The 26,464-nt window shown below is 46.3% G+C and carries 23 protein-coding genes; 16 read left to right on the top strand and 7 right to left on the bottom strand.

Annotated elements, in window-relative coordinates; genetic code table 11:
- Nucleotides 1-11: 11 nt before the first annotated feature.
- Both ACZ5ZC_RS04220 and ACZ5ZC_RS04215 read right to left on the bottom strand, forming a co-directional pair.
- Nucleotides 12-1,094: a type I restriction endonuclease gene (locus ACZ5ZC_RS04220; RefSeq protein ID WP_005396599.1), complete on the bottom strand. Its 1,083-nt coding sequence runs from the start codon at nucleotides 1,092-1,094 to the stop codon at nucleotides 12-14.
- A 120-nt stretch (nucleotides 1,095-1,214) separates the two neighbouring features.
- On the bottom strand, nucleotides 1,215-1,685 hold the full coding sequence (locus ACZ5ZC_RS04215; RefSeq protein ID WP_258478427.1) for a GNAT family N-acetyltransferase: 471 nt from the start codon (nucleotides 1,683-1,685) through the stop codon (nucleotides 1,215-1,217).
- A gap of 132 nt (nucleotides 1,686-1,817) precedes the next feature.
- Here ACZ5ZC_RS04215 and ACZ5ZC_RS04210 point away from each other — a divergent pair, with 132 nt between their 5' ends.
- The 10 genes from ACZ5ZC_RS04210 to ACZ5ZC_RS04165 all read left to right on the top strand — a co-directional run bounded on the left by ACZ5ZC_RS04210 (nucleotide 1,818) and on the right by ACZ5ZC_RS04165 (nucleotide 13,017).
- Complete coding sequence (locus tag ACZ5ZC_RS04210; protein ID WP_464931413.1) at nucleotides 1,818-3,008, top strand: MdtL family multidrug efflux MFS transporter; 1,191 nt, start codon at nucleotides 1,818-1,820, stop codon at nucleotides 3,006-3,008.
- The gene (gene yidZ / locus ACZ5ZC_RS04205) at nucleotides 2,983-3,951 is read left to right on the top strand and encodes an HTH-type transcriptional regulator YidZ (RefSeq protein ID WP_054866820.1); all 969 of its coding nucleotides are present in this window, start codon (nucleotides 2,983-2,985) and stop codon (nucleotides 3,949-3,951) included. Before ACZ5ZC_RS04210 ends, yidZ begins: the two co-directional genes overlap by 26 nt.
- Nucleotides 3,952-4,092: 141 nt before the next feature.
- Entirely contained in the window at nucleotides 4,093-4,962 is an 870-nt protein-coding gene (locus ACZ5ZC_RS04200) for a DMT family transporter (protein ID WP_021452935.1), read from the top strand.
- 388 nt (nucleotides 4,963-5,350) lie between these two features.
- Entirely contained in the window at nucleotides 5,351-7,525 is a 2,175-nt protein-coding gene (locus tag ACZ5ZC_RS04195) for an FUSC family protein (protein ID WP_464931412.1), read from the top strand.
- Between the two features lie 10 nt (nucleotides 7,526-7,535).
- Nucleotides 7,536-9,179 carry a TolC family protein gene (locus ACZ5ZC_RS04190; protein ID WP_395196410.1) on the top strand — a complete coding sequence of 548 codons (1,644 nt, stop codon included), beginning with the start codon at nucleotides 7,536-7,538 and terminating at the stop codon, nucleotides 9,177-9,179.
- Nucleotides 9,179-9,382 carry a DUF1656 domain-containing protein gene (locus ACZ5ZC_RS04185; protein ID WP_005462724.1) on the top strand — a complete coding sequence of 68 codons (204 nt, stop codon included), beginning with the start codon at nucleotides 9,179-9,181 and terminating at the stop codon, nucleotides 9,380-9,382. Before ACZ5ZC_RS04190 ends, ACZ5ZC_RS04185 begins: the two co-directional genes overlap by 1 nt.
- Before the next feature lie 12 nt (nucleotides 9,383-9,394).
- Nucleotides 9,395-10,285 (top strand): efflux RND transporter periplasmic adaptor subunit, encoded by an 891-nt coding sequence (locus ACZ5ZC_RS04180; protein WP_395196411.1) that lies wholly within the window; start codon nucleotides 9,395-9,397, stop codon nucleotides 10,283-10,285.
- Nucleotides 10,286-10,301: 16 nt separating this feature from the next.
- Nucleotides 10,302-10,988, top strand: coding sequence for a potassium channel family protein (locus ACZ5ZC_RS04175; RefSeq protein ID WP_005396612.1), 687 nt, complete (start codon nucleotides 10,302-10,304; stop codon nucleotides 10,986-10,988).
- A complete protein-coding gene (locus ACZ5ZC_RS04170; protein ID WP_005396613.1) occupies nucleotides 10,981-12,129 on the top strand; it encodes an AI-2E family transporter in 1,149 nt (382 codons plus the stop codon). Before ACZ5ZC_RS04175 ends, ACZ5ZC_RS04170 begins: the two co-directional genes overlap by 8 nt.
- 216 nt (nucleotides 12,130-12,345) lie before the next feature.
- On the top strand, nucleotides 12,346-13,017 hold the full coding sequence (locus tag ACZ5ZC_RS04165) for a DUF2057 domain-containing protein (protein ID WP_054866817.1): 672 nt from the start codon (nucleotides 12,346-12,348) through the stop codon (nucleotides 13,015-13,017).
- A 134-nt stretch (nucleotides 13,018-13,151) separates the two neighbouring features.
- On the opposite strand, the gene ACZ5ZC_RS04160 is transcribed toward ACZ5ZC_RS04165, so the two are convergent.
- Nucleotides 13,152-13,916 (bottom strand): ferredoxin--NADP reductase, encoded by a 765-nt coding sequence (locus tag ACZ5ZC_RS04160; RefSeq protein ID WP_006740782.1) that lies wholly within the window; start codon nucleotides 13,914-13,916, stop codon nucleotides 13,152-13,154.
- A gap of 210 nt (nucleotides 13,917-14,126) precedes the next feature.
- Here ACZ5ZC_RS04160 and ACZ5ZC_RS04155 point away from each other — a divergent pair, with 210 nt between their 5' ends.
- Nucleotides 14,127-14,579, top strand: coding sequence for an acyl-CoA thioesterase (locus ACZ5ZC_RS04155; RefSeq protein ID WP_054866870.1), 453 nt, complete (start codon nucleotides 14,127-14,129; stop codon nucleotides 14,577-14,579).
- 971 nt (nucleotides 14,580-15,550) lie between these two features.
- Here ACZ5ZC_RS04155 and ACZ5ZC_RS04150 read toward each other — a convergent pair.
- Complete coding sequence (locus ACZ5ZC_RS04150) at nucleotides 15,551-15,769, bottom strand: VF530 family protein (protein WP_048625418.1); 219 nt, start codon at nucleotides 15,767-15,769, stop codon at nucleotides 15,551-15,553.
- Between the two features lie 132 nt (nucleotides 15,770-15,901).
- Between ACZ5ZC_RS04150 and ACZ5ZC_RS04145 the strand changes: the two genes are divergently transcribed.
- On the top strand, nucleotides 15,902-16,825 hold the full coding sequence (locus tag ACZ5ZC_RS04145; RefSeq protein ID WP_054866814.1) for a LysR family transcriptional regulator: 924 nt from the start codon (nucleotides 15,902-15,904) through the stop codon (nucleotides 16,823-16,825).
- Here the strand turns inward: ACZ5ZC_RS04145 and ACZ5ZC_RS04140 are convergent.
- Entirely contained in the window at nucleotides 16,822-17,112 is a 291-nt protein-coding gene (locus ACZ5ZC_RS04140; protein ID WP_021822050.1) for a putative quinol monooxygenase, read from the bottom strand. The two genes, ACZ5ZC_RS04145 and ACZ5ZC_RS04140, sit on opposite strands and share 4 nt — an antisense overlap.
- A 69-nt stretch (nucleotides 17,113-17,181) precedes the next feature.
- The gene (nfsB, locus tag ACZ5ZC_RS04135) at nucleotides 17,182-17,835 is read right to left on the bottom strand and encodes an oxygen-insensitive NAD(P)H nitroreductase (protein WP_005480118.1); all 654 of its coding nucleotides are present in this window, start codon (nucleotides 17,833-17,835) and stop codon (nucleotides 17,182-17,184) included.
- Between the two features lie 167 nt (nucleotides 17,836-18,002).
- Here nfsB and ACZ5ZC_RS04130 point away from each other — a divergent pair, with 167 nt between their 5' ends.
- Both ACZ5ZC_RS04130 and ACZ5ZC_RS04125 read left to right on the top strand, forming a co-directional pair.
- A complete protein-coding gene (locus ACZ5ZC_RS04130) occupies nucleotides 18,003-19,466 on the top strand; it encodes a helix-turn-helix transcriptional regulator (protein ID WP_394806909.1) in 1,464 nt (487 codons plus the stop codon).
- Nucleotides 19,467-19,595: 129 nt separating this feature from the next.
- Nucleotides 19,596-22,253, top strand: a complete 2,658-nt coding sequence (locus ACZ5ZC_RS04125; protein WP_464931411.1) for an alpha-amylase family glycosyl hydrolase — start codon at nucleotides 19,596-19,598, stop codon at nucleotides 22,251-22,253.
- Nucleotides 22,254-22,337: 84 nt separating this feature from the next.
- Here ACZ5ZC_RS04125 and ACZ5ZC_RS04120 read toward each other — a convergent pair whose 3' ends face one another.
- Nucleotides 22,338-23,495, bottom strand: coding sequence for a D-alanyl-D-alanine carboxypeptidase family protein (locus ACZ5ZC_RS04120; protein ID WP_464931410.1), 1,158 nt, complete (start codon nucleotides 23,493-23,495; stop codon nucleotides 22,338-22,340).
- 210 nt (nucleotides 23,496-23,705) lie between these two features.
- On the opposite strand from ACZ5ZC_RS04120, the gene ACZ5ZC_RS04115 reads away from it, so the two are divergent.
- Both ACZ5ZC_RS04115 and trhO read left to right on the top strand, forming a co-directional pair.
- Nucleotides 23,706-25,001, top strand: a complete 1,296-nt coding sequence (locus ACZ5ZC_RS04115) for an alpha/beta fold hydrolase (protein ID WP_464931409.1) — start codon at nucleotides 23,706-23,708, stop codon at nucleotides 24,999-25,001.
- Between the two features lie 450 nt (nucleotides 25,002-25,451).
- Nucleotides 25,452-26,432, top strand: a complete 981-nt coding sequence (gene trhO / locus ACZ5ZC_RS04110) for an oxygen-dependent tRNA uridine(34) hydroxylase TrhO (protein WP_054866813.1) — start codon at nucleotides 25,452-25,454, stop codon at nucleotides 26,430-26,432.
- Nucleotides 26,433-26,464 lie beyond the last annotated feature (32 nt).

Genomic DNA, 26,464 nt, shown 5'->3' with positions numbered 1-26,464 from the left:
TCTATGTAAGTCTATTCGTAAAGTGCTGGCGTACTTTGTAATTGCTCGCTAAATTTGAAAATATCGTCAATCGAGTCGATTGGATGACGGGTTTCTGTTTTAGCTTCATCAAAGAGACCAATGTACTTTTGTTTGGTATTGAACCAAAGGCGACATAATGGCTTCCTATTGTTGTCATCAAGCAGGATACCAAAATAACTTTGCGTATCACGGGCACACACTCGCTGTACATCAACTTGTTGTCGCAATATCGCTTTAACGACATTAAAACCCTCGATCTCTTCATCTGTCGTTTGAACTTTGGGTTTATCTTGAACGGATTCAACAGATTCTTCAAAAGCGTTAACGCTATCGTCAACCTTGATCGGTGCTTTATCATCTCCACCAATTGCAGATTTCAATCGAGCATTAATGCTGTCGTTCAAGAATTGTTTTAGAGCCTTCGTTGTAATATCCATGAACTGTGCTTTGACTTTTGCGGTTTGGACGCCATCGTACACTTTTGAAGTAAAGAATTTTACAAACTCCTCTTCAGGGTTCTGAAACTGTTCATGAAGTGCTTTTTTAATTTGATTGAGGTACTTGAGCTCGCCGGCAGCATCAACTACAGATTCAACATCAAAAGAAGACTTGGTAAGCTTTTTCACCTCGGGAATTACGTGCTCATCAAGATTGGCAAGATCCAAAGTCAAAAACGGCTTTTCATCCATTTTATTTGGAGCGTCTAAGTCCGTATAAAACTGATATTCAGATCCATTAGTTAAAATCGCAATACGAGCATTGGTTACTGAAAAATACCGAAACAATTGATTAGCATGTTTAGTGGCCAATGGCTCACCAAATTTTTTACACTCGATAAGAATTTGTACAACCCCATCTTTAATGAGTGCGTAATCTACCTTTTCTCCTTTCTTCGTAGCAATGTCAGCAGTAAACTCAGGGATAACCTCATTTGGATTAAAGACATCATAACCTAATACAGAGTGCAAAAATGGCATTACTAATGCGTTTTTTGTTGCTTCTTCTGTAGCTAAACTCGCTGATACTTGGGGAATTTTTTTGGAAAGAGCTTGAACTCGTTCTATAAAATCCATAAGACACTCCATCATATTGTTCATTTAAACACTTATAAAGTATATATGACACTGGTATCTTAAAATATTGTGTAGTTAAAAGTTTGAATGCCATATGCAAGCACTCACCCAACATCTAACTTAAAGCGGCTGTCTCATAATGTGCTGCGGTCCAACGGGGCCGCCGTGGTAAAGCTCATTGGTATCTTCAAACCCTGATTTTAAATAGCACTGATAAGCGGGTATGTTGCGGCAATTCACGGTGAGATAAAGCGCATGAAACTCGGGATAATGACGTTTGGCGAAATCGGCAAACTGTTGAATGGCTTGCTTGGCGATGCCTTTGCCTTGATGACGGTGATCCACCAGCAAAGCACGTACGCCTAAGCTGTTTTTCGGGCAAAAATCGTATTTCTCGCTGTAAGCTGCATCAAATAGAAAAAAGCCAACCACGTCATCGTCTGCCAAAATCAGATGTGGAAGCTCTGTGGGTTCAAGACGTGTCAGCATTTCACCCACATCCGCGACCGTAAACTGCGATTGCTCTTCTAGCACGCTAAGTTCGGAAGTGTGTTCATGTCGCTCAGGCGAATACTTTTCAATAGTAATCATAATCTTCCTTGTTGTTTTTATGCTCAATTCATACAGGGTATGTCGTAAATAGAAATACCTAGTGTCGTATTTCCCACTCGCAGGCAAACGTTTAGCACTCTATTATCCTCGCCATTCGATAGAGAGGTTTCCATGTCCCGTTTTTTACTTTGTAGTTTTGCACTCGTTTTACTCTACCCTACTGCCATTGATTTGTATCTTGTTGGTTTGCCTCAAATTGCGTCAGATCTCAACGCCAGTGAGTCACAGTTGCATATTGCGTTTTCTATCTATTTAGCTGGCATGGCTACCACCATGTTATTCGCGGGGAAAATTGCAGACTCTGTGGGACGAAAGCCTGTTGCCGTCGTCGGCGCGATGATCTTCGTGCTCGCATCTTTTCTCGGCGGAATGGCTGAACAACCAAACATTTTTTTGATTGCTCGCTTTTGCCAAGGCATCGGGGCTGGATCTTGCTATGTCGTCGCGTTCGCGATTTTACGCGACACGTTAGACGATGAACGCCGCGCGAAAGTATTGTCGATGCTCAATGGCATCACCTGTATCATTCCAGTGATCGCTCCCGTGATTGGTCACTTGATTATGCTGAAATTTCCTTGGCCGAGTTTGTTTACCACGATGGCAGGAATGGGCATTCTCGTCAGTGTATTGGCCATTTTTGTTCTCAAGGAATCACTACCCAGCCAACAAGGTGAAGAACAGACAACGCCAGAGAGCCATCAAGAGACTTTCTTCGAGCGATTTTTTATCAGTAGGCTGATCATTACTGCACTTGGAGTGACCACCATTCTGACCTTTGTTAACGCTTCACCAATTGTCGTGATGAGCATGCTTGGTTTTGATCGCGGCGGCTATTCTTCCATCATGGCAGGGACTGCGACGATCAGCATGTTGATTTCGTTCTCGGCGCCATTGGCATTGGGGATTTTTAAGCAGCGAACCTTAATGATCACCTCTCAAGTATTGCTCGCTTGTGCAGCCATAGTACTCAGTGCTGCCCATTTCCATGATGGACAATCTCTTTACTATGTATTCGGACTTGGGCTGATTTGCGCTGGCTTCGCTTGTGGCTTTGGCGTGGCCATGAGCCAAGCGCTCAGCCCATTCTCTCAACAAGCTGGCGTGGCAAGCTCGTTACTGGGCATTGCTCAAGTTTGTAGTTCCGCGTTCTATATTTGGTTTATGGGTTTCATCGGCGTTAGTGCTCTGAATATGTTGGTGTTTATCTTAGTGTTAGGTAGCGTAATCAGCCTTGCTCTAATACTATTGATTCCAAAGCCTGTTCACGATACCCATTATGAAGAAATCCCTAGCGCGACTTGATTTAAACTTACTGTTCACTCTGCAATTATTGCTGCAAGAGCAAAGCGTCTCGAGAGCCTCGAAAAAGCTGAACGTTACGCCCTCTACCGTAAGTAAGTCGCTCAACAAACTTCGTCATTGGTTCGATGATCCTTTGTTTGTCAAAACACCTAAAGGTCTTGCGCCAACGCCTTTGGCACAAAGCATGGAGCAAGATCTTGCAGAATGGCTGCAAATTGGCAGCCAGATTGCAGAAAAACGCAGCGATATTACGCCTAAAGGAGTGCGTTTTGATATCACGATTGAGTCGCCATTAGTGCTCACGGTGCTGGACAGACTCATCATCGCTATCCACCAGCGATACCCTGAAGCGAAAGTAAAAACCAGTAACTGGGATTACGATTCACTCGACGCCATCATTCGAGGCGAGGCGGATATCGGTTTTACCGGCCGAGAAAGTCACCCGAGATCGAAAGAGTCGTTGGATCTTCTGCCATATTTCTTGGATTTTGAGATTCTATTTTATGACCTGCCGATGGTGTATTTACATAAAAATCATCCGGCATTACAGCAAGAGTGGAATCTCGAGACCTTTCTGAGCTACCAACACATCAATATTGTTTGGGAAAAAAGTGAAACTTGGGCGTTGGATGAAGTGTTAACGGAACTAGGGCTACAGCGCTCTATCGGGCTGACGATGTCCAACTTTGAGCAATCCCTTTTTATGGCAGCGCAGCCCACACATGACATGATCACCACCGCGCCGCACTATTGCAAAAGCTACACAGAAAAGCTGCATCTCGATTTGGTGTGCTTGCCAATTCCGTTAGACCAAACTCAACAAGACAAGTTACTGATTCCATTTACCATGATTTGGCATAAACGCAATGCGTACAATCCCAAATTGCTATGGTTGAAAAATACCATCAAGTCATTGTACGAACAACCATCCCTACCACAGTAACACTCAGGCTAAGGTCAGGTTTTCTCTGGTGATTTTTGCTGATTTTCTCGCTCTGACAGCTATAACTAATCACTTTATCAACTAATGAAAAAGGTCGTTTGACGCTACACTCAATCCATATTTCTGCGTTAAGGGCCAAGGATGTCGACCTTTTTACTCACTGCTATTACGATGCTGGCGTTCGCCGCCAATTCATTATTGTGCCGACTTGCATTGGCCGAAGGGTTGATTGATGCAGGAAGCTTCACTCTCGTTCGATTGATATCTGGCGCGATTACCTTAATCGCATTGCTTGTCGTGAGAGGTCAGTGGAAAACCGATCGGCCAACTTCTCGCTTTCGCTTTTTTGCTGGCGTGGCTTTATTTGGTTACGCTGCCCTTTTCTCTTTCGCGTACTTACAACTGGCGACAGGAACCGGTGCTTTGCTTTTGTTTGGTGCCGTGCAACTGACTTTACTGGCAATCTATTGGTGGCAAGGTGAGCGCTTTCAGTTTCTCGAAATCATCGGTATCGGCCTTTCGATTGTTGGCTTTGTTTGGTTAATGTTGCCATCTGCCACTCGCCCCGACATCAGTTCTGCACTTCTCATGTTGATTTCTGGCGTTTGTTGGGCTGCGTTTACTGCGCTCGGCAAACAAGCGCCTTCTCCAAGTAGTGGCATCACGTGGGGATTTATCGCTGCATCTATAATTGGCATACTCCTATCACCATTGATGCTGTCCTCAATCCATCTCTCTTTGAGCGGAATCTTGCTCGCTATCACGTCTGGCGCCATTGCATCTGGCCTTGGGTATACGCTTTGGTATCAAGTCATGCGTAAGCTCTCTTTACTTCAAGCCGCCGTCAGCCAACTTTCCGTGCCAGCCATTGCTTTGCTGTTAGGTACCGTCGTACTCCACGAGTCTCTTTCACTGCATACACTTTTAACCAGTGGCATCATTCTTGGTGGTATCGCTTTGGTTTTTTTATCTCGATCCAAAAAAACAAGCGAACAATCGGCAAGCCGATAAAAAATAATAACTTTCCCTCTCAAATACCCATTCATCATCTATGCTTTTTAAAGCAGCAAAGCTCATTGCAGATGGTACGAATGGCCTGCTTTAGTATCAGGCGAAGGATATAAGGTGAGAATTGGCTCACACAACACGACGATTTTGTTTCAAAAGTGAGAATCGTCACAGATCGCGATTTTGCTCGTTTTAGGCGTTTCGTCAATACCGCCAAGGGCTAGCGCGAGATCGAGCCAAATACGCACTTTGTGTTTTGACAAAGGGTTTACAAAGCACACTTTTTCACCCGCTATATTCCGCCCCCCGAATTTATTCAGAACAAGATTCTGATTATTCACATAAGAAATTCATCAACTTATAACGATAAGCCTGAGCAAACTTTGACACTATGAACGACAAAATAAAATTCGCTATTAAAGTATCGCTTAGCCTGACTCTGGCTTATCTGATCCCGTTTGCCATGGGTTGGCCGCAAGCATCGACGGCCGCAACCACAGTGATGCTGATTGCATCCACAGGCAGTCGTCGTGAATCACTCGCCAAAGGTACCTTACGCGTGTTCGGTACGTTGGTTGGCGCCGTGGTTGGCTTGTTACTAGTGGGATTGTTTGCTCAAGACCGCTTGCTGTACATGCTGAGCGTGTCGGTTGTGGTCTCTTTCATTTTTTACTTCCGTAATGCCTATCAAAAAGATCCAACGCTACTCATGCTGACCGGTGTCATGACGCTGATGATGTCCAATGGCGGTGACGCAGAAGGTGCGTTTCTTTATGGCGTTGACCGCGCTTATATGACGGTGTTTGGGGTGGTGGTTTACACACTCGTGGGGACTTTCTTATTCCCGACCAAAACAGAACAAAATCTAAGACAGCTCATCGAACAACTCAACCAAGCACAACGCGCGTTGTTCACCGCTATCCTGCAAAATTTCGAGCAAAAATCGGCAGGACAAGTCTCTCCTCAACAAGAGGGAGAAGAAAATCCAGAAGCAGGAGAGCCACAACCTAGCGTGGATTCTCTTATCGAACAGATGTTTGCCGCCCAAAATGCGCTCGAACAGCGTTTTGCCACAGTCAGTGTGGAATGCAGCGACGTGTCGGCCTACATGAAAGAGTGGCGCTTGGCGGTTCATTTGAACAAGCAAGTAACGCAACAATTGACCGTCGCGGCGCACAGCCACTTTAGCCACCAGCAAGACCGTGAAAGCATCAGCAACTTTGATCAAGCCGTTGCGGAAATTGACGCTCTATTTGATACCTGCCAACAAGTCTGGGACGAAAAAGAGCCCGCTTTTCGTGCTCAAGAATTCAAAGTCGAATACAACCAAGCGTTGCTTGAAGACGCAGCGCACCTAGAGAAAGGATCTGCGCTTATGCTGGGGCACCTCTTGGGGCTCATGCATCAAAACTTGTCGCGTTTGGCGGAGAGCATTAGCTGCATTGACTCTGTGACGAACAATGTCTCCTTTGACGTGCCACTGCCAAAACCGAAAGGCAAGTTTCTATGGTGGGACGCAGAAAACTTTAAAACCGCGGTCAAAACCTTTGTCACTTATTGGGTTGCAGGACTGATTTGGATTTATTTCAATCCGCCAGGCGGCTACTCGTTCGTAGTCTTCTCGACCATGTTTATGTCTTTGCTGTCGTTCGTACCTGTGCACCCGATTTTGTTGCTTGTGCTGTTCACTTTCGGCTTCTTGTTCGCGGTGCCTTCTTACGTCTTCATTCTTCCGCAATTGGATCTCGGGTTAGAACTTGGCCTGTTCATTTTTATCTACACTTTTATCGGCTTTTATCTGTTCAACGGGCCAGTGACGATTTTCTACATGGTGGGCTTGTTTGTTCTTGGTTTAGACAACAACATGTTCTATCACTTCGGGATCCTCATGACGATCATGCTGCTGTTCTACATGGTGGTGTTCTTGATCATTTTCGCGCACTACTTCCCGTTTAGCTCACGACCAGAACACCTCTTTTTGACTATAAAAGAGCGCTATTTTAGGCACACTCGGGATCTGTTTGACTCCTATCAGAAGCAGTCCAGCTCGATTATTACGCCGCTCAAACGGGCCTTGCATTTGGTGACGCTCAACGTTTCATCGAAAAAGCTCAAGGTGTGGGGTTCGAAAATCAACCACAAACACTTTGACAAAACCACGCCAGAAGCGATTGGCGCGTTTAGCAAAGCGTGTGATGTACTCAGTAGTCATATCAACATCTTAATGGCCGCCGAGAAAAAGTTGCTGACCAATCCGTTGATTACTCAACTTCGCCAACAACACCGCGATTCCATCATTCCTTTGATGGCGGGCGCTTTAGCCAGCCATCAAGCAACACAAGAACTCGATTCCGTATTCGACCAATACAGTCAGGATTACCAATCATTCGAAGATAAACTGGAAGATTTTTTTAGTGAGTTGGATTTATCTGACTACGCTTATTCTGAGATAGCCGGTTTTTATATCTTGCTGAATTTAAAACGGAACGTGTTCGAAGCAATCAAGCATTGCAAGCAAACCTACGAGGATATCGATTGGGTGAACTTACAACAGAAGCGGTTTTAAAGGTGGGGATATGATGCTTCCAAAACTAACCAAACCAAGCCTCGCCATACTTTCTTTGCTCGGACTCAGTGCGTGTACCACTGTGGGGCCAGACTATGTTCATCCAAAGCAGGCGCCAATGCCAAGTGACTGGTCGGTGCAAAAAGCAGCCAAAGATACGCAGCAATCAGAGCAACAGCTACAACAATGGTGGCAGCAATTTAATGACTCAACTCTCAATCAGCTTGTTGAGTTGGCGAGCAAACAAAACCTCGATTTAGAAGCCGCGGGACTGCGTATTGTCCAAGCTCGTTCATTGCTTGGCATTTCGACTGGCTTGCAATACCCGCAAGTTCAAACCGTGTCAGGAAATCTAGCGCGTGCCTACGTGAATGATCAGGGTGTAAACAACGCCGCTCTGTCGTTTGATGCTGCGTGGGAAATGGATATTTGGGGCAAATACGCTCGTGGTATCGAATCTGCAGAAGCTGGTTATTACGCATCCATCGCGTCGTATCACGACATCATGGTCACCATCACCGCTGAGGTGGCGCGCAATTACATCAACTATCGCACATTCCAAGAACGTATTTTGCTGTCTCGCCGCAACATCGAAATTCAAGAGCGTGTCGTCCGCATTACACAGGTGCAGTTCGACTCTGGCAACGTTACAGAGCTAGACGTACAGCAAGCGAAAAACCAGCTTTACACCACAAAAGCCGCGCAACCAAGCCTCGAAGTGGCGATGAAGCAGTCGCGCACGGCACTGGCTTTGTTACTGGGTGTACTGCCTGAAGAAGTAGAGAAATTGCTGCAATCGGACGGTTTGACACAGCAAATTGCTGACTATGAAGCGCAGTTCAAATCGACAGGCAGAAAATCGGCGTTATCGGGCACCGACGAGCGCTCCATTGTGCCGCGTCCACCTCTGTTGGATACCCAAGTGGACGCGAACTTAGTGATGCGACGTCCGGATTTGCAAGTCTCTGAGATGCAAGCTCGCGCGCAGAGTGCGCAAATTGGCGTGGCGGAAACCGCTCTGTATCCAAGCTTTTCGCTGTTCGGTTCCATCGGTATCGACAGTACGGTTCCCGATGGCAGCAGTTTCAGTTTTAGCGATTCGCTCACCATGGTGGTTGGCCCAACGTTCAGTTGGAATATTTTCCAATACGGACGCGTGAAAAATAACATTCGTTTCGAAGATGCTCGCTTCCAAGAAACACTGACCAACTACAACAAAAAAGTGCTGCAAGCCGTTAATGAAGTCACCAATGCAATCGAAGCGTATGACCTGTATTTGCAGCAAAAAGATTTACGTTTGCAATCGGTCAACTCCTCCATTCGTGCATTCAATATCTCCATGACGCAGTACGAAAACGGCCAAATCTCTTTTGAACGTCTGCTCAACTCGGTAGAGAAAATGACCCGTGCGGAAGACAGCTACGCAACGATCAAAGGGAACGTGGCGAACCAAGTTGTTGCACTCTATAAAGCCCTCGGTGGAGGCTGGCAAACCCAAACAGGCAAACCCTTCCTCAGTGAATCTATTGCCAAGCAAATGACAGAACGAACTGACTGGGATGGTTATTTAAATGAAGAAAACCGCGTATTGCCGCCTTTGCGCCTCGAAACTCCGGCTGAGAACAGTGATGAAAACAAAACGGAGGATCTCTAATGCCTCATGAACTTTCTTGGGGAGACATTTACTTTTCTCCCACGTTACTGGTGCTCTTTCTCGCCGTCACGGCAACGTGGATAACGGTGATGATATTGAACAAGACACGTTTGTCTCGCTTCATTGCTTTTCCGTCTCTGACGTTTATTGCCATCATGGTCGGTTATGTGGTGGCCATCGACAGCTTTTATATTCAATTTTAGGTGCCAAACAAGATGAAAAAACTATTCGTAATCGCACTCAATCTTGTCATTCTTGGTGGCGCAGCTTGGCTCGGCTATCAAAAATTTGAAGAGTATTTTAATAACCCTTGGACACGCGACGGCCAAGTGCGCGCGAACGTCATCAAAGTAGCTCCTCGTGTATCAGGCCCAATTGTAAATGTCGCGGTGCAAGACAACCAAGAAGTGAAAACAGGCGATTTACTGTTTGAAATCGACCCTGCGACTTACGAAGTTGCTTTGTCTCAAGCCGAAGTGGCACTAGAGCGCGCCATTGTTAGCTCTCGCGGTAAAAAAATCGAATACGACCGCCTTAAAGATATTCGCGCGAAAGACCGCGGCGCAGTTTCTCACAAGGATCTGATTCGTCGTGAAATCGCTTACGAAGAATCGCTACTGCAAATCAAATCTGCAGAAGAGCAATTAAAGTCAGCGCGCCTTAACCTCAGCTTTACCAAAGTTTATGCGACCGTCGATGGTTTTGTGTCTAACCTCGATATTCGAAACGGTACGCAAGCGGTCGCAAACCAGCCACTGCTGGCGCTGATCGACAAGAACAGTTTCTGGGTGTTTGGTTTCTTCCGTGAAAACCAACTCGCGCAAATCGAACCGGGTAGCCAAGCACGTGTCACTTTGATGTCTCACCCAGACATGCCAATTGACGCAACGGTTGACTCTATCGGTTGGGGTATTGCGCCGAAAGACGGCACGGTCGGCTACAACCTTCTTCCAAACGTGAACCCTGTATTTCAGTGGATTCGCTTAGCACAACGTATTCCGGTGCGAATCTCAATCCAAGAACTTCCAGAAGATGTTGATCTTCGATTCGGGCTTTCTGCGTCCATCATGGTGATGAAAGATTCATCGGCAGAAAATGAACAGTAACTAAGTGAGAAGAACCATGGTCATTGGTAAAAAACTCAAAAACATTAATGAAGAAAACAACTTCTTCTATCTAACTTTAGCGCTGGTGATTTTGTTGCTAGGGAGTGCGATGGCACAAGTGGTAGGTGAAGGGACGATTGAACACATACTGCAGGCATTCACGGTTCTCACGTTCATTGTCTGTTTTGCCAGCCTTCGCTTCGACAAAATGTGGTCTCGTTTCCTCTATACCCTGTTTGGCGTTTGGGTTCTTGTGATTGTTATCAAGACCGTTTTCAACATCCGAGAGATGAATGTAGTGATGCTTGCCCTCACCTTCGCATTCTTTTTCGGCACTTTTAAATCCATCGCAAGGCAGATTCTTTTCACTGGCCACGTCAATAGCAACAAAGTCATTGGCTCAGTCGCGCTTTTCTTGCTGCTTGGTCTGATGTGGGCAATTGCCTATCTCATTCTTCTAGAGTTCTCGCCAACCTCATTCACTGGGATGGAAGCCATTTCTTGGGGGCAGAATTTCTCTAATGCGGCGTATTTCAGTTTCGTCACCTTAACCACGCTTGGTTATGGCGATATCAGCCCTCTAACACCTCTGGCTCAAGTCGTGGTGTATTTAGAGGCCATTACAGGTGTGTTCTATATGGCGATTGTTGTTTCAAGTCTCGTCAGTTCTAACATTGATCATCAGGTAAACAAAAATGGATAAACAATCGGTAAAAATCGACAGTAAGCTTTTCATCAGTAATATGGTGGAATCAGCAATACGCATTGGCTTGATCTTCGTCTTGCTGATGTTTACATACGACATCATCAAACCCTTCATTCTTCCCGTTATTTGGGGTGCAATTATAGCCGTCGCTTTAATGCCACTTACAAAAAAGCTGGAGCGTGCATATGGCGGTCGTAGAGGGCTGGCAGCCACGACGATTGCTTTACTTGGTATTGCACTCTTAGTCACACCACTTGTTATGGTGTCAGGCTCCATTGTAGATGGTGCAACGCATGCGCTTGAAGTATTGCAAAACGGACAAGTGAAGATCCCAGGTCCAAAACCTTCCGTTGCGGATTGGCCTGTCGTAGGTGATAAGCTCTATGAGGTGTGGACCCTATTCGCGACTAACCTTGAACAAGCGATTCAAACCTTTATGCCGCAGATAAAGTCCGCGCTCACTTCTTTGCTAGGCACACTTGGCGGTGTATTGGGCAGTTTACTGCTTTCAATCTTGTCACTTGCGATTGCAGCAGGTTTTATGACGTACTCTGAATCTGCAGCATCAGGGCTAAGAACCATCGCTATTCGTACCGCTGGTGAAAACGCTAAAAGCTGGACCACGCTTATCGCAGCAACCATTAAAAGCGTACTGCTTGGCGTAGTCGGTGTGGCGGCGATTCAAGCGCTACTGATCGGTGCTGGTTTCTTTGTATTTGGCGTTCCGGCAGCTGGTTTGCTCACTCTGATTCTGATGATCTTGTGTATCGCTCAGCTACCAGCGCTGCTTGCCGTACTACCAGTGATTGGCTTCATGTACATGACTCAAGATACAACGACAGCCACCATGTTTACTGTCTGGGTAGTAGTTGCAGCTCTTTCTGAAAACCTGTTCAAACCAATGTTAATGGGACGTGGCGTCGACGTGCCAATGCCTGTGATTCTGCTCGGTGCCATCGGTGGTATGCTTTTCTACGGCATCGTTGGTCTGTTCTTAGGTGCCGTTATCCTGGCGATTTGGTATGAGTTATTTGTTTGGTGGTTGAGCATTGAGAAAGCACAACAGCAAGAAGAAATGGCAGAACAACAAGACGCTTCTGATGACCAATCAGAGCCTGGACACGGTGCAGGCATATAATAAATCAATAAGTTAGAAAGAAATTTAATCTATAATTTATGATATCAAACCGCTCTATTGCAGCGGTTTGATTCTATTTGGATCACAGTTTCCCCGTAATAAATGCGATAAAAATGACGTTCTTGTTAAATTTTCATACTTCTTACACTTGGGAGTTGCAATCGGGCAATGAACGATGCACTCTCGATGACCACTAATTTGCTTAGGATAAAAACAATGAAATTGATCAAGCCTTTAACTTGTGCGCTTGCTCTCGCAATGAGTGGCATGGCATTCGCAGATGTAACCGTGAGTGTTCCTGACAACGTTTCAGTATTAGCGGCTAACGGTGAAAAAGCAGACCTTTCGGGTGGCTTTTTCGCCTCGGAAAGAACACTAACGTTACCTGATGGCGTTAACCAAGTCGTATTTCGCTTCGCCCCTTACTTTAACCAAGGTAATGACCGTTTAAGTGTTGAAAGCGATGTTATCGTTACACGATTTGACGCTGCCAATGCCGAGCTGACGCTACAAATGCCAGAATACCGCAACCTTCGCGATGCGGAAGAAAAGATCAAGGACTTAGATTGGAAACTGGTTGATGATTCAGGCAACACCGTCGCCGTTGAGCAAGACAAATTGATCAAACCGGGTATGCAAATCGGTCGTGATTACGTGCGTGAAGTGGAAAGCTACAACAAAACAGGCGGCGTTGCTGCTATCGCTGTTGCTGGTGCAGCCGTTGCTCAACCAGTCACACTGCCAGCAAAGATTCCTGAAGATATGAAACAAGCGAGAGCGACTGCGGTTAAATCAGATTCGACAGCAGAAGAGATGCTGCACTTCTGGTACCAAAAAGCAGACGCAGAAACCAAAGCTCGCTTTAAAGCGTACGTTAATCAACAATAAGTCTGATTAACTCTATCGATATTAAAAAAGCCACTTCATGTGGCTTTTTTGATCGAACAAGCTAGGACGTTTGAACGACTTTGGTATTGGTGATCATCATGTGTTCAATATGGTTATATCAATTTAACCAAACGCTACCAGTAACGCTCATAGATGATATTGCCTCCTGTTTTAGGACGATACTTTTCCAACCCAAGATCTTGTAGGACTGGCAAGGTATCTTTGATCATCTGCGGGTTCCCACACATCATGACAAAACTACTTTGAGCAGAGAATGGCACATCAGCAGCGTTGGACAGTCTACCCGATTCGATGAGTTCGGGAATTCGACCTTGTAACTGACCATCCACCACTTCCCTACTGACTATCGGGATGTACTTTAATCTGCCTTCATATCGTTGCTGTAGTTGCTCAATCAGATATTTGTAGACCAGATCTTTTTCGTAGCGAACCGCATGAACAAGCACAATTCGCTCATTATGAGGTGGTAAGTTTATATCATCCAGTAGCGATAAAAACGGTCCAATACCTGTACCTGTAGATAACAGCCACAGATCATGAGCCTGTTTAGGAATAGAGTCGTGGATTAAGTCACCATGTGCGGTCTCACCAACATAAATACTATCACCAGATTTAAGCTTTTGGAGCCTTGGGGAAAGTTGTCCTTGAGGGTCCGCTACTATTAGGAACTCCAACCAATCGAACTGTTCGCTTGGTGCATTAACCACAGAGTAAGCACGGCTGATCGGCTTGCCCTCATCATCTAGCAAAGCAAGCTTGGTGAACTGGCCGGCTTTAAAGGTAAGAGGCGCGCCTGAGACCCTTAAACTGAACAGCTCGCCAGTCCAGTCAATGCGTTTTTCCACCTTGGCTAGATTGAAACCTTTCAGCTCAGTCATGAGACACCTCCTATTTGGTTACTCTTAGTTAAACTTACGCCTTCAACTCGATTATGTAAAGCTTCTAGTTTACATAACAAGATTGCCATTTCATTTCACATTTTAAAAACAATTTTATTACATATTAAATGATTACATCTAGAATAAATGCTCAAAGTGATAAGTCGCGTCGCAATTTGTGGCAAAGCAGATGAAAAAGGAGCACTAAAAATGGACACACTGTTAAAAGACTTTCCCGTTATCACAGAGATCAAAGTCGCATGGGGTGAAATGGATGCTCTGCAACACGTCAATAACGTGGTCTATTTTCGCTACTTCGAGACAGCGCGTTTAGATTACTTCAACAAAATTAATCTGCTGGTCGACCTGCAAACCTCGCAAATTGGGCCAGTACTGAGCGAGACGCAATGCCGCTACAAGCTTCCTGTCACTTACCCAGACACGTTATTAGTCGGCTCGCGCGTGATCGACATGCAAGAAGATCGCATCACGATGGAATACCAAGTGCTGAGTAAGAAGTGGGGTAAGATTGCGACCATCGCGACAGCTACTGGTGTGATGTTTGATTTTGAGAACAACGTAAAAGCGGCGATTCCAGACCACGTTCGCCAGTCGATTTTAGACTTGGAAGGAACTGTGGGTAGCACGCATCATTTAGAGTAGCAAGAAACGAGAGATTAAAGGCGAGGTTCTCGACAGCGATTCTTCATCGCTGTCGGGAATAACGTAGGGCTAATCTTCCAACCTACGCGATAAGAGAACTAGCGTCATTCTAGCGAGCCATAGCGAGACGAAGAATCTACTGACAGCTTGCTGCAGACCATAGAGCGATGAATAAACTCAATACAATCTGAGGGTAGATTCTGAATCACGCTCGTTCCTCGCTGTTCAGAATGACGGTTCGAGTTTAGCTCTGACCTCTATAAAACCATCTAAAAAGCTATTCCAGACAAGCCTAAGTGACCATCCGGAATCTCGCCTTAAATGTAACAGCAGAGCTACTCTTCCAGCCTACGCGATAAGAAAAGCTGCGTCATTCTAGCGAGCCAAAGCGCGACGAAGAATCTACTTGCCGCTTGCTGCAGACCATAAAGCCATGAATAAACTCAATACAATCTGAGAGTAGATTCTGAATCACGCTCGTTCCTCGCTGTTCAGAATGACGAACCTGTTTAGGTTCTGAACTCTACAACACTATCTAAGAAAACCATCGCGGACGAGCACAAGCGAGTCATCCAGAATCTCGCTTTAGACGTATCAGCAGAGCTACTCTTCCAGCCTACGCGATAAGAAAAGCTGCGTCATTCTAGCGAGCCATAGCGAGACTAAGAATCTACTGACAGCTTGCTGCAGACCATAGAGCAATGAATGGACTCAATATATTCTGAGAGTAGATTCTGAATCACGCTCGTTCCTCGCTGTTCAGAATGACGAACCTGTTTAGGTTCTGAACTCTACAAACACTATCTAAAAAAACCATCGCGGACGAGCACAAGCGAGTCATCCAGAATCTCGCTTTAGACGTATCAGCAGAGCTACTCTTCCAGCCTACGCGATAAGAAAAGCTGCGTCATTCTAGCGAGCCAAAGCGAGACTAAGAATCTACTTACGGCTAGCTGCAGGCCATAGAGCGATTAGCAAAACGTCTCGATATATAGCGCTTCCACCTTATCTCTTGCCCATTGCGTTTTACGCAAAAACTTCAGAGAAGATTTGATCGACGGATCTTTCTTAAAACAGTTCACTCGAACGCGCTCATACAGGCCATTCCAACCAAAGTGTTCAACTAGTCGGGTGACGATTTTTTCTAAACTCAACCCATGAAGTGGGTTATTCGGCTGCTGCTGGTTCATTCTATTGATCCGATAAAGTGAAGTTGCGCGCTAATCTAACCCAAACTTGCCGTGCAACCTAATGTTTTAACCTTGAATTGCCGTGCGACTCTCCCCTATAGTAGCCCAAACTTCTTAAAAGCCCTTTTCATTATGAAAGCCCTCAACGACCTCAATATTTTTGTCGAAACCGCGCGCCAAGGCAGCTTTTCAAAAGCTGCTAATAGCATGGACATGACACCTGCCGCCATTAGCGCATCGATTAAGCGTCTTGAAGGGCAAATCGGTTTCCCGCTGTTTGTGCGTTCCACCCGAAGCCTGCGTTTAACCTCAGAGGGCGAACTATTTTTAGACAAAACCACGCAAGCGTTGGCAACATTGCAAGAGGGGTTGGATCAGATCTCAAGTGCACGTGGCGAGTTATCTGGTCAACTGCACATTACTGCGCCCTCCGATTTTGGTCGCAATATGTTGCTCGATTGGGTGGATGAGTTCATCGATCTCTACCCAAATGTTTCCATCAAACTAGAGCTGTCCGATAGCTTGACGGATATGTACACCAAGCCTGTCGATATTGCGATTCGCTACGGCGAGCCTGCCGACTCCAATCTGGTCGTGTTGGCTTTGTGTGGGTCAAACGAACGGATCTTATGTGCATCGCCAGAGTACGTAGCTACACACCCAGAACTCACCTCTCCTGCCGATTTAATGCAACACAACTGCTTGTGCTACATGGTCGCGGATTCGGTCTACAACAAATGGACGCTCACGCGTGACGGCGAGAAAGAACAAGTCGTGGTCAACGGTAACTTGATGAGCAACGATAGTGACTTGCCACATCGGTTAGCGCTCAAAGGCAAAGGCATTGCGAATAAATCGTTGATGGACATCAGCCGAGACTTAATCGAGGGAAGATTAGTGCGAGTGTTACCAGAGTGGGATTGCGGCCCAGTGCCGCTCTACATGGTGTGCGCCGATCGTCGCTTACTGACGCCAACGATTCGGACTTTCCGCGACTTTATCCAACAAAAATGCTGCCAGCAACGCGCCAACGTGCTGGCAACCTTCTGTCATTAGGCGATAAATCGAAGAGGACGAATCTGGGTATATTCAACCCAATCGTTCTCTTCCAATGTTTCAAGAAACGTCGCCATGTGCGGGCTTTGCAAATGCTTATCCAAGGCCTCTTGCGATGCCCAAATTTCTTGGAACATAAATAGGCCTTCAACTTTCTCGTCAAGATACAACTCGTATTGGCAACAGCCTTCTTCTTTGCGAGTTGGCTCTAGTAAACCAGCAAGCAAGTTCACCACCTGATCCTTACTGTCTGGATAGGCTTTCACTTCTGCAACTAAGTGGATCATCGTTTTATCACTCTTTTGCGATTTATATATTGATTACAGGGTTCTACGTCACCTGTAAGCAAGCTCGAATTAGATCTCGGTGAATACGGTTTCTGCGTCCCAGCGAGACTTTGGCGTTTTCGCGTTGAAGTCATCTTCCGCGTGGTAGCCAAGCGGCACGATCACAACGCTGGTGTAACCTTTTTCGCGCAAGCCAAATTCTTCATCCAGCACTTTGGGATCAAACCCTTCAATTGGCACTGCATCGATTTCTAGCGTCGAAGCACCCAGCAGCAACGTACCCACGTTGAGGTAAACTTGTTTCTCCATCCAATGGTTCGCATCTTTCAGATCAAAACGGTGCATGTTCACAAAGTAGCTACGACCACCGCGCACAGCCGCTTTCGCTTCTTCGGTTGGGAATCGGCCATCTTTTTCTTCTTGCGCCATTAGCGCTTCAATGTAGTCGTTATCAATGCCTGTTTTTGCACAAAACACCAATACGTGAGAAGCGTTGAGAATCTTCGCCGCGTTAAACGCGTAATTCTCTTGCGCCGCTTTAGCGATGCGCTGTTTGCCTTCTTCTGTGCTTGCCAGAATGAAATGCCAAGGCTGGGAGTTCACACTCGATGGACTAAAACGAATCAGCTCTTTAACTGCGTCGATTTTTTCTTGAGGTAGCTTGCGCGTTGGGTCAAACACTTTCGTTGAGTAACGAGATTTTGCAGCTTGTACGATATCCATGAGGTTCTCCAATTAATGAATTTAAGCTGTGTAACAGCATAACCTCATGAGATAAAGGGAAAAACCGATTTCGATTAAAAACATTTTCAAAATAAATTTGAAAATAAAACGATAAGAAAGGCTTTGAGCGTTCTCACTGAACTTCTTCATCTTTTCGGCAATAATGCTTGTTTGCTCGCAACCAAACTCAACTCATGCAGCCTCAAGATAACGTTATTACATCCTTTCTGTGTAAAAAGCTCGGTCACAATCACCTGAGAATTGCCGGCGAATATTGGCACATTGAGAAGTTGGTTGCCTTGCAATGCATGATGTTGAAGGAAGCGCCTGACCTCCAAGAAGGCCTGCTGTGGTGGAGTAAAAGTGTTTCATTATTCGACCGCCGTTTGTACGTCACATTTCAACATGGTGATGCCCAAATCCATCTGCAAGTAGAATGCAGAACGGCCGATATGCCAAATTGGGCGGAGTCGGTGTTTGGCTTGCTCAAAATGCAGTTGGAAATGCTTGAGCTAAGCGAATCAATACAGGTACAGGTTCACGCCAACAACCCACTCGCGGCCGATATTTTTCTAGGGGAAACGCGAGATTCTAAAACGAGTTCAAGCGTGTTTGACTTGGTGAAACATGTTTATTTGCTGCTTTCTCACCAGCCAATTGAACAACCAGAATTGCTGAGTGTTTTGAACGCCTTGTTCATCAAAAACAGCAATTACGCGCTCAAGTTAGAGCAAGCGGCAAGGCAACTGGGCGTCTCCAAACGCACCTTGCAACGTCGACTACAAGAAAAACAAATGAGCTACTCTCAATGCGTTGATTTCGCTAAAAGAAAGCAAGCACTCACTTTGCTCGCCGACACCCAACTCACGACGCAGCAAATCGCCTATCAACTTGGTTACGAAGAACCATCGAACTTTCACCGCACTTTTCGTCGTTGGTATCCGTTTTCACCCATGCAGTATCGCCAACAATGTTTGGATAACCGAACTCAGCTAAATCAGCAACCGATCCGCTTGTACTACGCCAAAGCCAATACCTTCGACGATAACCACATCGACCAACCTGTCGGCAAAATCTGGATGGAAGTGGACAATATTGCGTTTGAGAAAGTGGTCTCGGTAGAATGCCGTGACCGTGATGGCGCATGGCGGCGCTACCCCGCCTTCTTCGAGCGTTTTTTAAGTCATGGCACCGAACTCTGGGCAACGACCGAACTTCCGGTAGCGCATCCCCTTACCTTTCGCCTGTGTTATGAAGTCGATGGGGAACGTTACATTGAGAATAACCACCAGCGTGACTATGTGGTTTCTAAAGGGCTTTTAATTGGCGCAACGGAATACATTGTCCCGACTCGGCAGCTTATTATTATTGGGGCGCAATACACGCTCTTTATCGAACTGGCATGCCGACTTGAAAACGTTGCGAGGATTGACTGTTACGTCGATGATGACCCCACACCTCACGCGATGCGCTTGACCCAACACTCGCTACATTATGCTTGTTGGGTGCTGCAATTATCGCTCACTCAAACTGCAAAGCAGTGCCGTTTCCGCCTTTATGATGAATTCGACAACGAGCTCGCGAAAGAGCATTACCCGATACAATATCCTATTGTGCAACCGCTCAATTAAAACTGTCGGTCAGATCAAAATCGTCTCTTCGTGACATCATTCCACGTCTTTTTTGGCGTGAAATGACACTCTCAATTTCAAACCTTTGCTTTATCGTTTCTGCATTGCTGCATAACGGAGGCAAATACTGTGTTTGAAACTCTACCTAACCCAATGAATAAAATAAAAATACTTCCTTTCGCGATCGCTCTTGCCCTTTCTGGCTGTGGAAGCGACGAAACCACACCAGTCGATACAGGCAGCCACGTGGCATCCCCTGATTGGCAAGATCAAATCATTTACTTCCTGATGATCGACCGTTTTAACGACGGCGACAGCGCTCTTAATGATCAAGGGCAAAACGAATTCGATCCAACTTCGGATAAAAAATTCAGCGGCGGCGACCTCGTTGGCGTGAGTGATAAGTTAAGCTACATCGAAACTCTCGGTGCCACATCGATCTGGATTACTCCGCCAGTTGCTAACCAATGGTGGGATGCGGAGCAAAACTACGGCGGCTACCACGGGTACTGGGCGCGCGATTTCCAAAAAGTGGATGAGCACTTCGGCGACCTAGAAAGCTACCAAGCGTTAGCACGCGAAGTGCATGCGCGTAACATGTTCTTAATTCAGGACATCGTGACCAACCATGTAGGCAACTTCTTTACCTACGATGATCCTTACAGTTATGATCCAAGCCTACCTTGCCAAGGTTTCCGTTTGATTGAAAATGCACTACCCGCCGGGCAAGAGCTGCCGTACCCACTCAACATGAACGAGTGTAAAACAGACGGCACAGGCAGCTACCACTGGACGCCAACCATCACCGACCACAACGATCCGGTACAAGAAAAAACCTGGCAGCTCTCTGATTTGGATGACCTTAATACGTCCGATCCTGAAGTACGCGCTTATCTAAAAGAGAGCTACCGAAAATGGATTCGCGAAGTCGGCGTCGACGGATTCCGTATCGATACGGTGAAGTTTGTTGAACACGATTTCTGGAACGATTTCCTACACGCCGACGATGGTGTGATGACGCAAGCGGTTGATACCGGTCGTGACAACTTCCTCACTTTTGGTGAAGTATTCGAAACATCTACGCCATACAACACCGAAGGCGAAGAGAAGATGCTGACTTACATCGGTGAAAGTGGCTCACCGAAACAGCTAACCTCGGTACTGAACTTCCCATTGCAAGCGACCATGACGCGCGTATTTGCATCAGGACAACCGACCGACTATTTACGTTTCCGTCTTGAGAAAATGATGGAGATGTTCCCAAACCCATACATCATGCCGAACTTCATTGACAATCACGACATGCCGCGTTTTCTGTCGCAAGGTAGCGTGAATGACATGAAACAAGCACTGATCACCATGATGAGCGTGCCGGGTATTCCTGTGATTTACCAAGGTACAGAACAGGCGATGTCAGCGGCGCGTGATGCGATGTTCGCCGGAGGGTACCGTGAAGATGGCAACTACGTAGACTCGTTCGACCAAAACAGTGAGATGTACTTGTTTATTCAAGAACTGGCCAAGCTACGCACTGAAAACAAAGTCATGACACGTGGCGAAATAAAAGTGATTGGCAGCGATAAAGCGGGTGCGGGCGTGTTCGCCTTTACCCGAACGTTGGATAACGACGAAGTCTTGGTTGTGATGAACACATCCAACTCGCCGATGTTGATGAACCAACTCGATGTAGAACAAGTTGGCGGCACCGTCTTCCAACAACAAATCATGTCGAACTGGGCAGAAGCTCCAGAACAGTTAATCGCAGATGAAAATGGTCACGTAACCCTTGAGCTACCAGCCAAGTCTGCAGTGATTTACTCAAAAACAAGCAGCAATCAATCTGTAGATACGCCAGACCTCAACATCCAACTAGCGCAGGATTGGGAAGGACAAACCATCACTGGTGATATTGTTATCGCGGGTAGTGCGAACGCCAACGAGAAGTTGAACCTCGTCATCGATGGTAACTTGGAAACAGCGCAAACCATTACTGTAGGCGCTGATGGTCAGTTTAGAGTCACGCTGTCGACTCGTCACTTTGCTATTGGCGAACAACAGCACCGCTTCGCGATTTATTCCACCGAGAAAAAAGCAGGCATCGAGGACGTGAATTTTGTCTCGAACCCAAGCTGGTCAAGCTCGCCGGATGACACCATTGATGATGCGGGCGATGCACAAGACGGCATGGGCGGTCCTAACAGTAACTACTCATTACCAACCGATCCAACGTTCGACAAAGACAACAGCCAACTCGCAATCAACAAAGCAGAGGTGTTTACCGTTGGCAGTAACGTACGTTTGACCTTCACCATGGACAACATCACCGATACTTGGTTGCCGCCAAACGGCTTCGACCACGTGGGTTTCACCATCTTTATTGATTTACCTGAAGAAGCCGCAACTAACTTGTCTGAGCTACCGAAGATCAACGCTTCTATGCCAAGCGGAACCTGGAGTCGTAATGCGGTTGTTTTTGGCTGGCAAAGCTCGATTTACAACACCAAAGGAGCAAATGCGACGACATGGGGAGAAGCGGTCACGCCAGCACCAACAGTGACAGTAGACAAAGCCAATAACACTATTTCGATGGACTTTGCGAGTGACGCGCTGGGTCGACCTGATTCACTGGATGGCATTCGATTCTATGTGACAACTTGGGACTTGGATGGATTGTCTGCCACTTACCGTCCACTGGAACAAAACAAAGGCCCTTGGAACTTCTCCGGTGGCGCATCGGATGAGAGCAAGATTTGGGATGACTTACCAATCATCACCTTGTCTGAATAAACCGTTAAATAAGACACCGTCCAGCGTTTAGCTGGGCGGCCATCAACAAAAGAATGCAGAAAGACACTTCTGCTCGTTTTTATTCTAGTTAAAGAACGATTTCACCCACAGCACCAGACTGTCCCAAAGCTGACCGAACCACGAGCCCTCTTCTACCGCTTGGCTGCTGACCAAGGGATAACTCGCCACGGTACTGTCATCGCTTTTCCAAACGACCTTACCAATCTCATCTCCTTGCGCGAGCGGCGCAATCAACGGTTCATTTAACACCACACTCTTATCAAGCCCAGCCGTCATAGAACGAGGCAGAGTGAGATAAGCATCTTTGGCGAAGATCACCTCAACTTGATTGGCATTTCCCTTCCAAACGCGAACTTTAGACTCAACCTGCCCTTGTTTGGCAACTTGTTTGGTGTCATAAAAACGAAAACCATAACTGAGTAAATTCTTGGATTGGCTCGTTCGAGCCTGTTTACTTGGCGTGCCCATCACTACCGAAATCAACCGCATTTTCCCTTCTTTGGCGGAGCTCACCAAACTGTATCCCGCATTGCTGGTGTAACCGGTTTTGCCCCCGTCGACATCAATGGAATTGTCCCACAGTAATTTATTGCGGTTGTACTGCGTAATGTCGTTCCACTTGAAGACTTTCTCACTATATAGCGCATACACAGCGGGAACATCGTTGATGATCGACTGCATGAGTTTTGCCATATCGGTGGGTGAGGTTTGGATGCCTTCACTATCGAGACCATGGGAGTTTACAAAATAAGTGTCTTGCAGCCCTAACTTCTCAGCCCAACCATTCATCAAGGCGACAAAGCCGCGTTCACTGCCAGCAACGTGCTCAGCCAGTGCAACGCACGCGTCATTACCCGATTGGATGATCACGCCGCGCATTAAGTTCGCAACACTAATTTCATCTTTCGGTTTGATGAACATTTTAGAAGAACCGGGAAACTTGGCCGACCACGCGTTTTCGCTCACGGTGACAACATCATCCCATTTCAAACGCCCCGCTTTGATTTCTTGTCCAACGACGTAAGCGGTCATCAACTTGGTTAAACTAGCCGGAGCAAGGCCTGCTCGCCCGTTATGCTCGGCAATAATGGCACCGGATTGAAAGTCCATTAATACGTAACCTTTCGCCTTTAATTGAGGTGGGTTGGGCGTAACAACGGCAAAAGTAGGTACGCTTATTAAATAAGTCACAATAATCCATCGAGCCAGTGACACTTTCATCCGACTTCCTCCATGCTCTCACTTTGTCGCAACTCTATTGAGCATAGCTCACTCAACCAGTTGCACCAGTCGCTAATCGTTTCATTTTCTTGAACTTACATTGATTTGACCAAGGTATAGAACTGACGAAGCGATTTGGAAATAGAATTGGTTCTTCACGCCATTCGCAGTAAAGTAGCGCTATCCCTCAATAAGGAAATAAAGATAACAATGAACGCTCAATCATTTATCGACGCAGGATTGCATTACACTCCCCACAGTTTTACCGTTCCTCTGGATTACCAAAACGTGAGTAAAGGCACCATTGAAGTCTTCGCTCGTGCGGTTTGCCTAGTTGGCGATGAAGAATCGACCAAACCTTGGTTAGTTTACTTTCAGGGCGGGCCGGGCTTTCCCTCTCCGCGTCAAAACGGCAATAGCGGCTGGGTAAAACGCGCGCTGCAAGAGTACCGAGTTTTGCTTCTCGACCAGCGCGGTACGGGCAATAGTTCGATGGTTAATCATCAGACTCTGGCTCATTTCACGCCGCAACAACAGGCCGAGTACTTAAGCCACTTCCGAGCGGATAACATCGTGCGCGACGCGGAGTACATTCGTGAGCAATTTGGCGTCGAAAAATGGGCGATCTTAGGTCAAAGCTTTGGTGGTTTTTGCTCCCTCACCTATTTGTCTTTGTTCCCAGACAGCTTGCTGCAAAGCTACATCACGGGTGGCGTGCCATCAGTCTCGCGTCATGCCGACGATGTGTATGAAGCCACCTTCAAACGCACCATGGAGAAAAACCAAGCGTTCTTCCAGCAATTTCCAAAAGCGCAACAACTTTGCCAAAACATTGCGAATCACTTGCTGGAAAACGAAGAGTACCTACCAAATGGTCAACGCTTCACGGTGGAGCAATTTCAACAAATCGGCATCAACTTTGGTGTGAGTGATACTTTCTTGCCAACTTACTATTGGCTAGAAAGTGCATTGATTGAAGTGAACGGCAAACAACAACTTCGTTATGAGTTCTTGAACGATATGTTGGCGCAGCAAAACTTCCAAACCAACCCGATTTACGCCATTTTGCATGAATCGATTTATTGCCAAGGCTTTGCGTCGAATTGGAGTGCTCACCGTGTTCGCCAAAGCCGTTCAGAGTTTAATTATGAACCTGGCAAGCTATTTTACTTTACGGGGGAAATGGTCTTCCCATGGATGTTCGATCAATACGTCAACCTCAAGCCACTAAAAGATGCCGCTGAAATATTGGCCGCGAAAGAAGATTGGACTGCGCTGTACGATCAAACACAACTGGCTCAAAACAAAGTGCCTGTCAGTTGCGCCGTTTACGCCGATGATATGTTTGTTGAAATGGATATCAGCCGAGAGACGCTCGCGTTAATCCCAAATTCAAAAGCGTGGATCACCAACGAGTACGAGCACAACGGTTTACGTGCGGACGGTGAACGCATTCTCGACAGACTCATTGCCATGGGTAAACAGACCGCAGCTACGTTGAAGTAAGCACGGCAGACGTTAGAAATGCGCCTTTTCAGTATTTGGTGAAAAGGCGTTTTATAGCGGTTTATGAACAATGGCGATCAGTCTTTCACTCTTTGTCCCTCACCACTTTATGTCTAAAACTGCGACATGTCCTTTCCTTGTCAATAACTCCGGTGATTATTTGGTGCTTCTTGCGCCTAACTTTTTTGAAGGGCCTAAAACAGAATAACAGCATAAATTTAAACCAAAAGTATCGGCTCCAACCTACCTAACTCACTATAATTAATGCTTATAATTTGAACACATAGCGGCTTCACCTGCGGACATGCTCCCCCTATCAAAGACCGCCAGGCCCCGCCTACTCATAATATCCATATAATTTGTCCGTATTTCCGACTAATTTAGTCAGGTATACTTCGTGCCGCTAAAATTTTAAGGTCGTTGACCACCTGTATTTTTAAAGGAAACCTCATGAGTCAGTATGTAGTTTGTGCGCTGTACAAGTTTATTGAGCTGAATAACTATCAAGAACTACGCGAGCCATTACTTGCGTTGATGGAAAAACACCATATTCGCGGAACATTACTGCTGGCAAGTGAGGGCATCAACGGCACTGTTGCCTCTGATCGTGCAGGTATTGATACGCTACTGGAGTGGCTAAACAACGAGCCTCGTTTGACAGGCACCGTATACAAAGAGTCGTATTCTGAGACCCAGCCATTCAATCGCACCAAAGTAAAATTGAAAAAAGAGATCGTAACATTGGGTGTCGAAGGCATCGACCCTCGACACGTAGTGGGTACTTACGTGAAACCTCAAGAGTGGAACGATCTTATTGCTGATCCTGAAGTGTTTGTTGTCGATACACGTAATGATTACGAAATCGAGATCGGCACATTCAAAGGCGCTGTAAACCCAAATACTGAAACCTTTCGTGAATTCCCAGACTATGTAAAAGAAAACATGGACCCGGAAAAGCATAAGAAAGTGGCGATGTTCTGTACCGGTGGTATCCGCTGCGAAAAATCAACTGCTTACATGAAAGAACAGGGCTTTGATGAGGTCTACCACTTAGAAGGCGGCATTCTAAAGTACCTTGAAGAGGTACCAGAGGAAGAGAGTATGTGGGAAGGCGATTGTTACGTGTTTGATGGCCGTGTTGCAGTAAACCACCAGCTAGAAAAAGCAGATTACGATTTATGTAACGCTTGTCGCCTACCGATCACTGAAGAAGACAAACAGTCAGAATTGTTCGAGCAAGGCGTGAGCTGCCCGAAATGTCACGGCACACATTCAGAAGAACAAATTGCTCGATTCCGCGAACGTGAAAAACAAATTGTTCTTGCAGAACAGCGAGGCGAGCAGCATGTTGGTGGCGAAAGTGCCAAGCAAAGAGAAGCTCGACGTGCCGCTAAGTACGCACAAAAAGAAGCTCAGCGTAAACAAGACTAAGCTCGACTCTAATTCTATTTTAAGCGAGCTGC

The sequence above is a fragment of the Vibrio sp. JCM 18905 genome, from assembly GCF_055393305.1.
This window is presented reverse-complemented; position numbering and strand designations above follow the sequence as displayed.

Excerpts from the sequence above, each read along its gene's own strand:
- ACZ5ZC_RS04200 (WP_021452935.1), top strand. The coding sequence starts at position 4,093 with ATGTCGACCTTTTTACTCACTGCTATTACGATGCTGGCGTTCGCCGCC.
- ACZ5ZC_RS04140 (WP_021822050.1), bottom strand. The coding sequence starts at position 17,112 with ATGATCCACTTAGTTGCAGAAGTGAAAGCCTATCCAGACAGTAAGGAT.
- ACZ5ZC_RS04220 (WP_005396599.1), bottom strand. The coding sequence starts at position 1,094 with ATGGATTTTATAGAACGAGTTCAAGCTCTTTCCAAAAAAATTCCCCAA.
- ACZ5ZC_RS04190 (WP_395196410.1), top strand. The coding sequence starts at position 7,536 with ATGATGCTTCCAAAACTAACCAAACCAAGCCTCGCCATACTTTCTTTG.
- yidZ (WP_054866820.1), top strand. The coding sequence starts at position 2,983 with ATGAAGAAATCCCTAGCGCGACTTGATTTAAACTTACTGTTCACTCTG.
- ACZ5ZC_RS04145 (WP_054866814.1), top strand. The coding sequence starts at position 15,902 with ATGAAAGCCCTCAACGACCTCAATATTTTTGTCGAAACCGCGCGCCAA.
- ACZ5ZC_RS04215 (WP_258478427.1), bottom strand. The coding sequence starts at position 1,685 with ATGATTACTATTGAAAAGTATTCGCCTGAGCGACATGAACACACTTCC.
- ACZ5ZC_RS04150 (WP_048625418.1), bottom strand. The coding sequence starts at position 15,769 with ATGAACCAGCAGCAGCCGAATAACCCACTTCATGGGTTGAGTTTAGAA.
- ACZ5ZC_RS04180 (WP_395196411.1), top strand. The coding sequence starts at position 9,395 with ATGAAAAAACTATTCGTAATCGCACTCAATCTTGTCATTCTTGGTGGC.
- trhO (WP_054866813.1), top strand. The coding sequence starts at position 25,452 with ATGAGTCAGTATGTAGTTTGTGCGCTGTACAAGTTTATTGAGCTGAAT.
- ACZ5ZC_RS04175 (WP_005396612.1), top strand. The coding sequence starts at position 10,302 with ATGGTCATTGGTAAAAAACTCAAAAACATTAATGAAGAAAACAACTTC.
- nfsB (WP_005480118.1), bottom strand. The coding sequence starts at position 17,835 with ATGGATATCGTACAAGCTGCAAAATCTCGTTACTCAACGAAAGTGTTT.
- ACZ5ZC_RS04115 (WP_464931409.1), top strand. The coding sequence starts at position 23,706 with ATGAACGCTCAATCATTTATCGACGCAGGATTGCATTACACTCCCCAC.
- ACZ5ZC_RS04120 (WP_464931410.1), bottom strand. The coding sequence starts at position 23,495 with ATGAAAGTGTCACTGGCTCGATGGATTATTGTGACTTATTTAATAAGC.
- ACZ5ZC_RS04210 (WP_464931413.1), top strand. The coding sequence starts at position 1,818 with ATGTCCCGTTTTTTACTTTGTAGTTTTGCACTCGTTTTACTCTACCCT.
- ACZ5ZC_RS04160 (WP_006740782.1), bottom strand. The coding sequence starts at position 13,916 with ATGACTGAGCTGAAAGGTTTCAATCTAGCCAAGGTGGAAAAACGCATT.
- ACZ5ZC_RS04185 (WP_005462724.1), top strand. The coding sequence starts at position 9,179 with ATGCCTCATGAACTTTCTTGGGGAGACATTTACTTTTCTCCCACGTTA.
- ACZ5ZC_RS04195 (WP_464931412.1), top strand. The coding sequence starts at position 5,351 with ATGAACGACAAAATAAAATTCGCTATTAAAGTATCGCTTAGCCTGACT.
- ACZ5ZC_RS04155 (WP_054866870.1), top strand. The coding sequence starts at position 14,127 with ATGGACACACTGTTAAAAGACTTTCCCGTTATCACAGAGATCAAAGTC.
- ACZ5ZC_RS04170 (WP_005396613.1), top strand. The coding sequence starts at position 10,981 with ATGGATAAACAATCGGTAAAAATCGACAGTAAGCTTTTCATCAGTAAT.
- ACZ5ZC_RS04165 (WP_054866817.1), top strand. The coding sequence starts at position 12,346 with ATGAAATTGATCAAGCCTTTAACTTGTGCGCTTGCTCTCGCAATGAGT.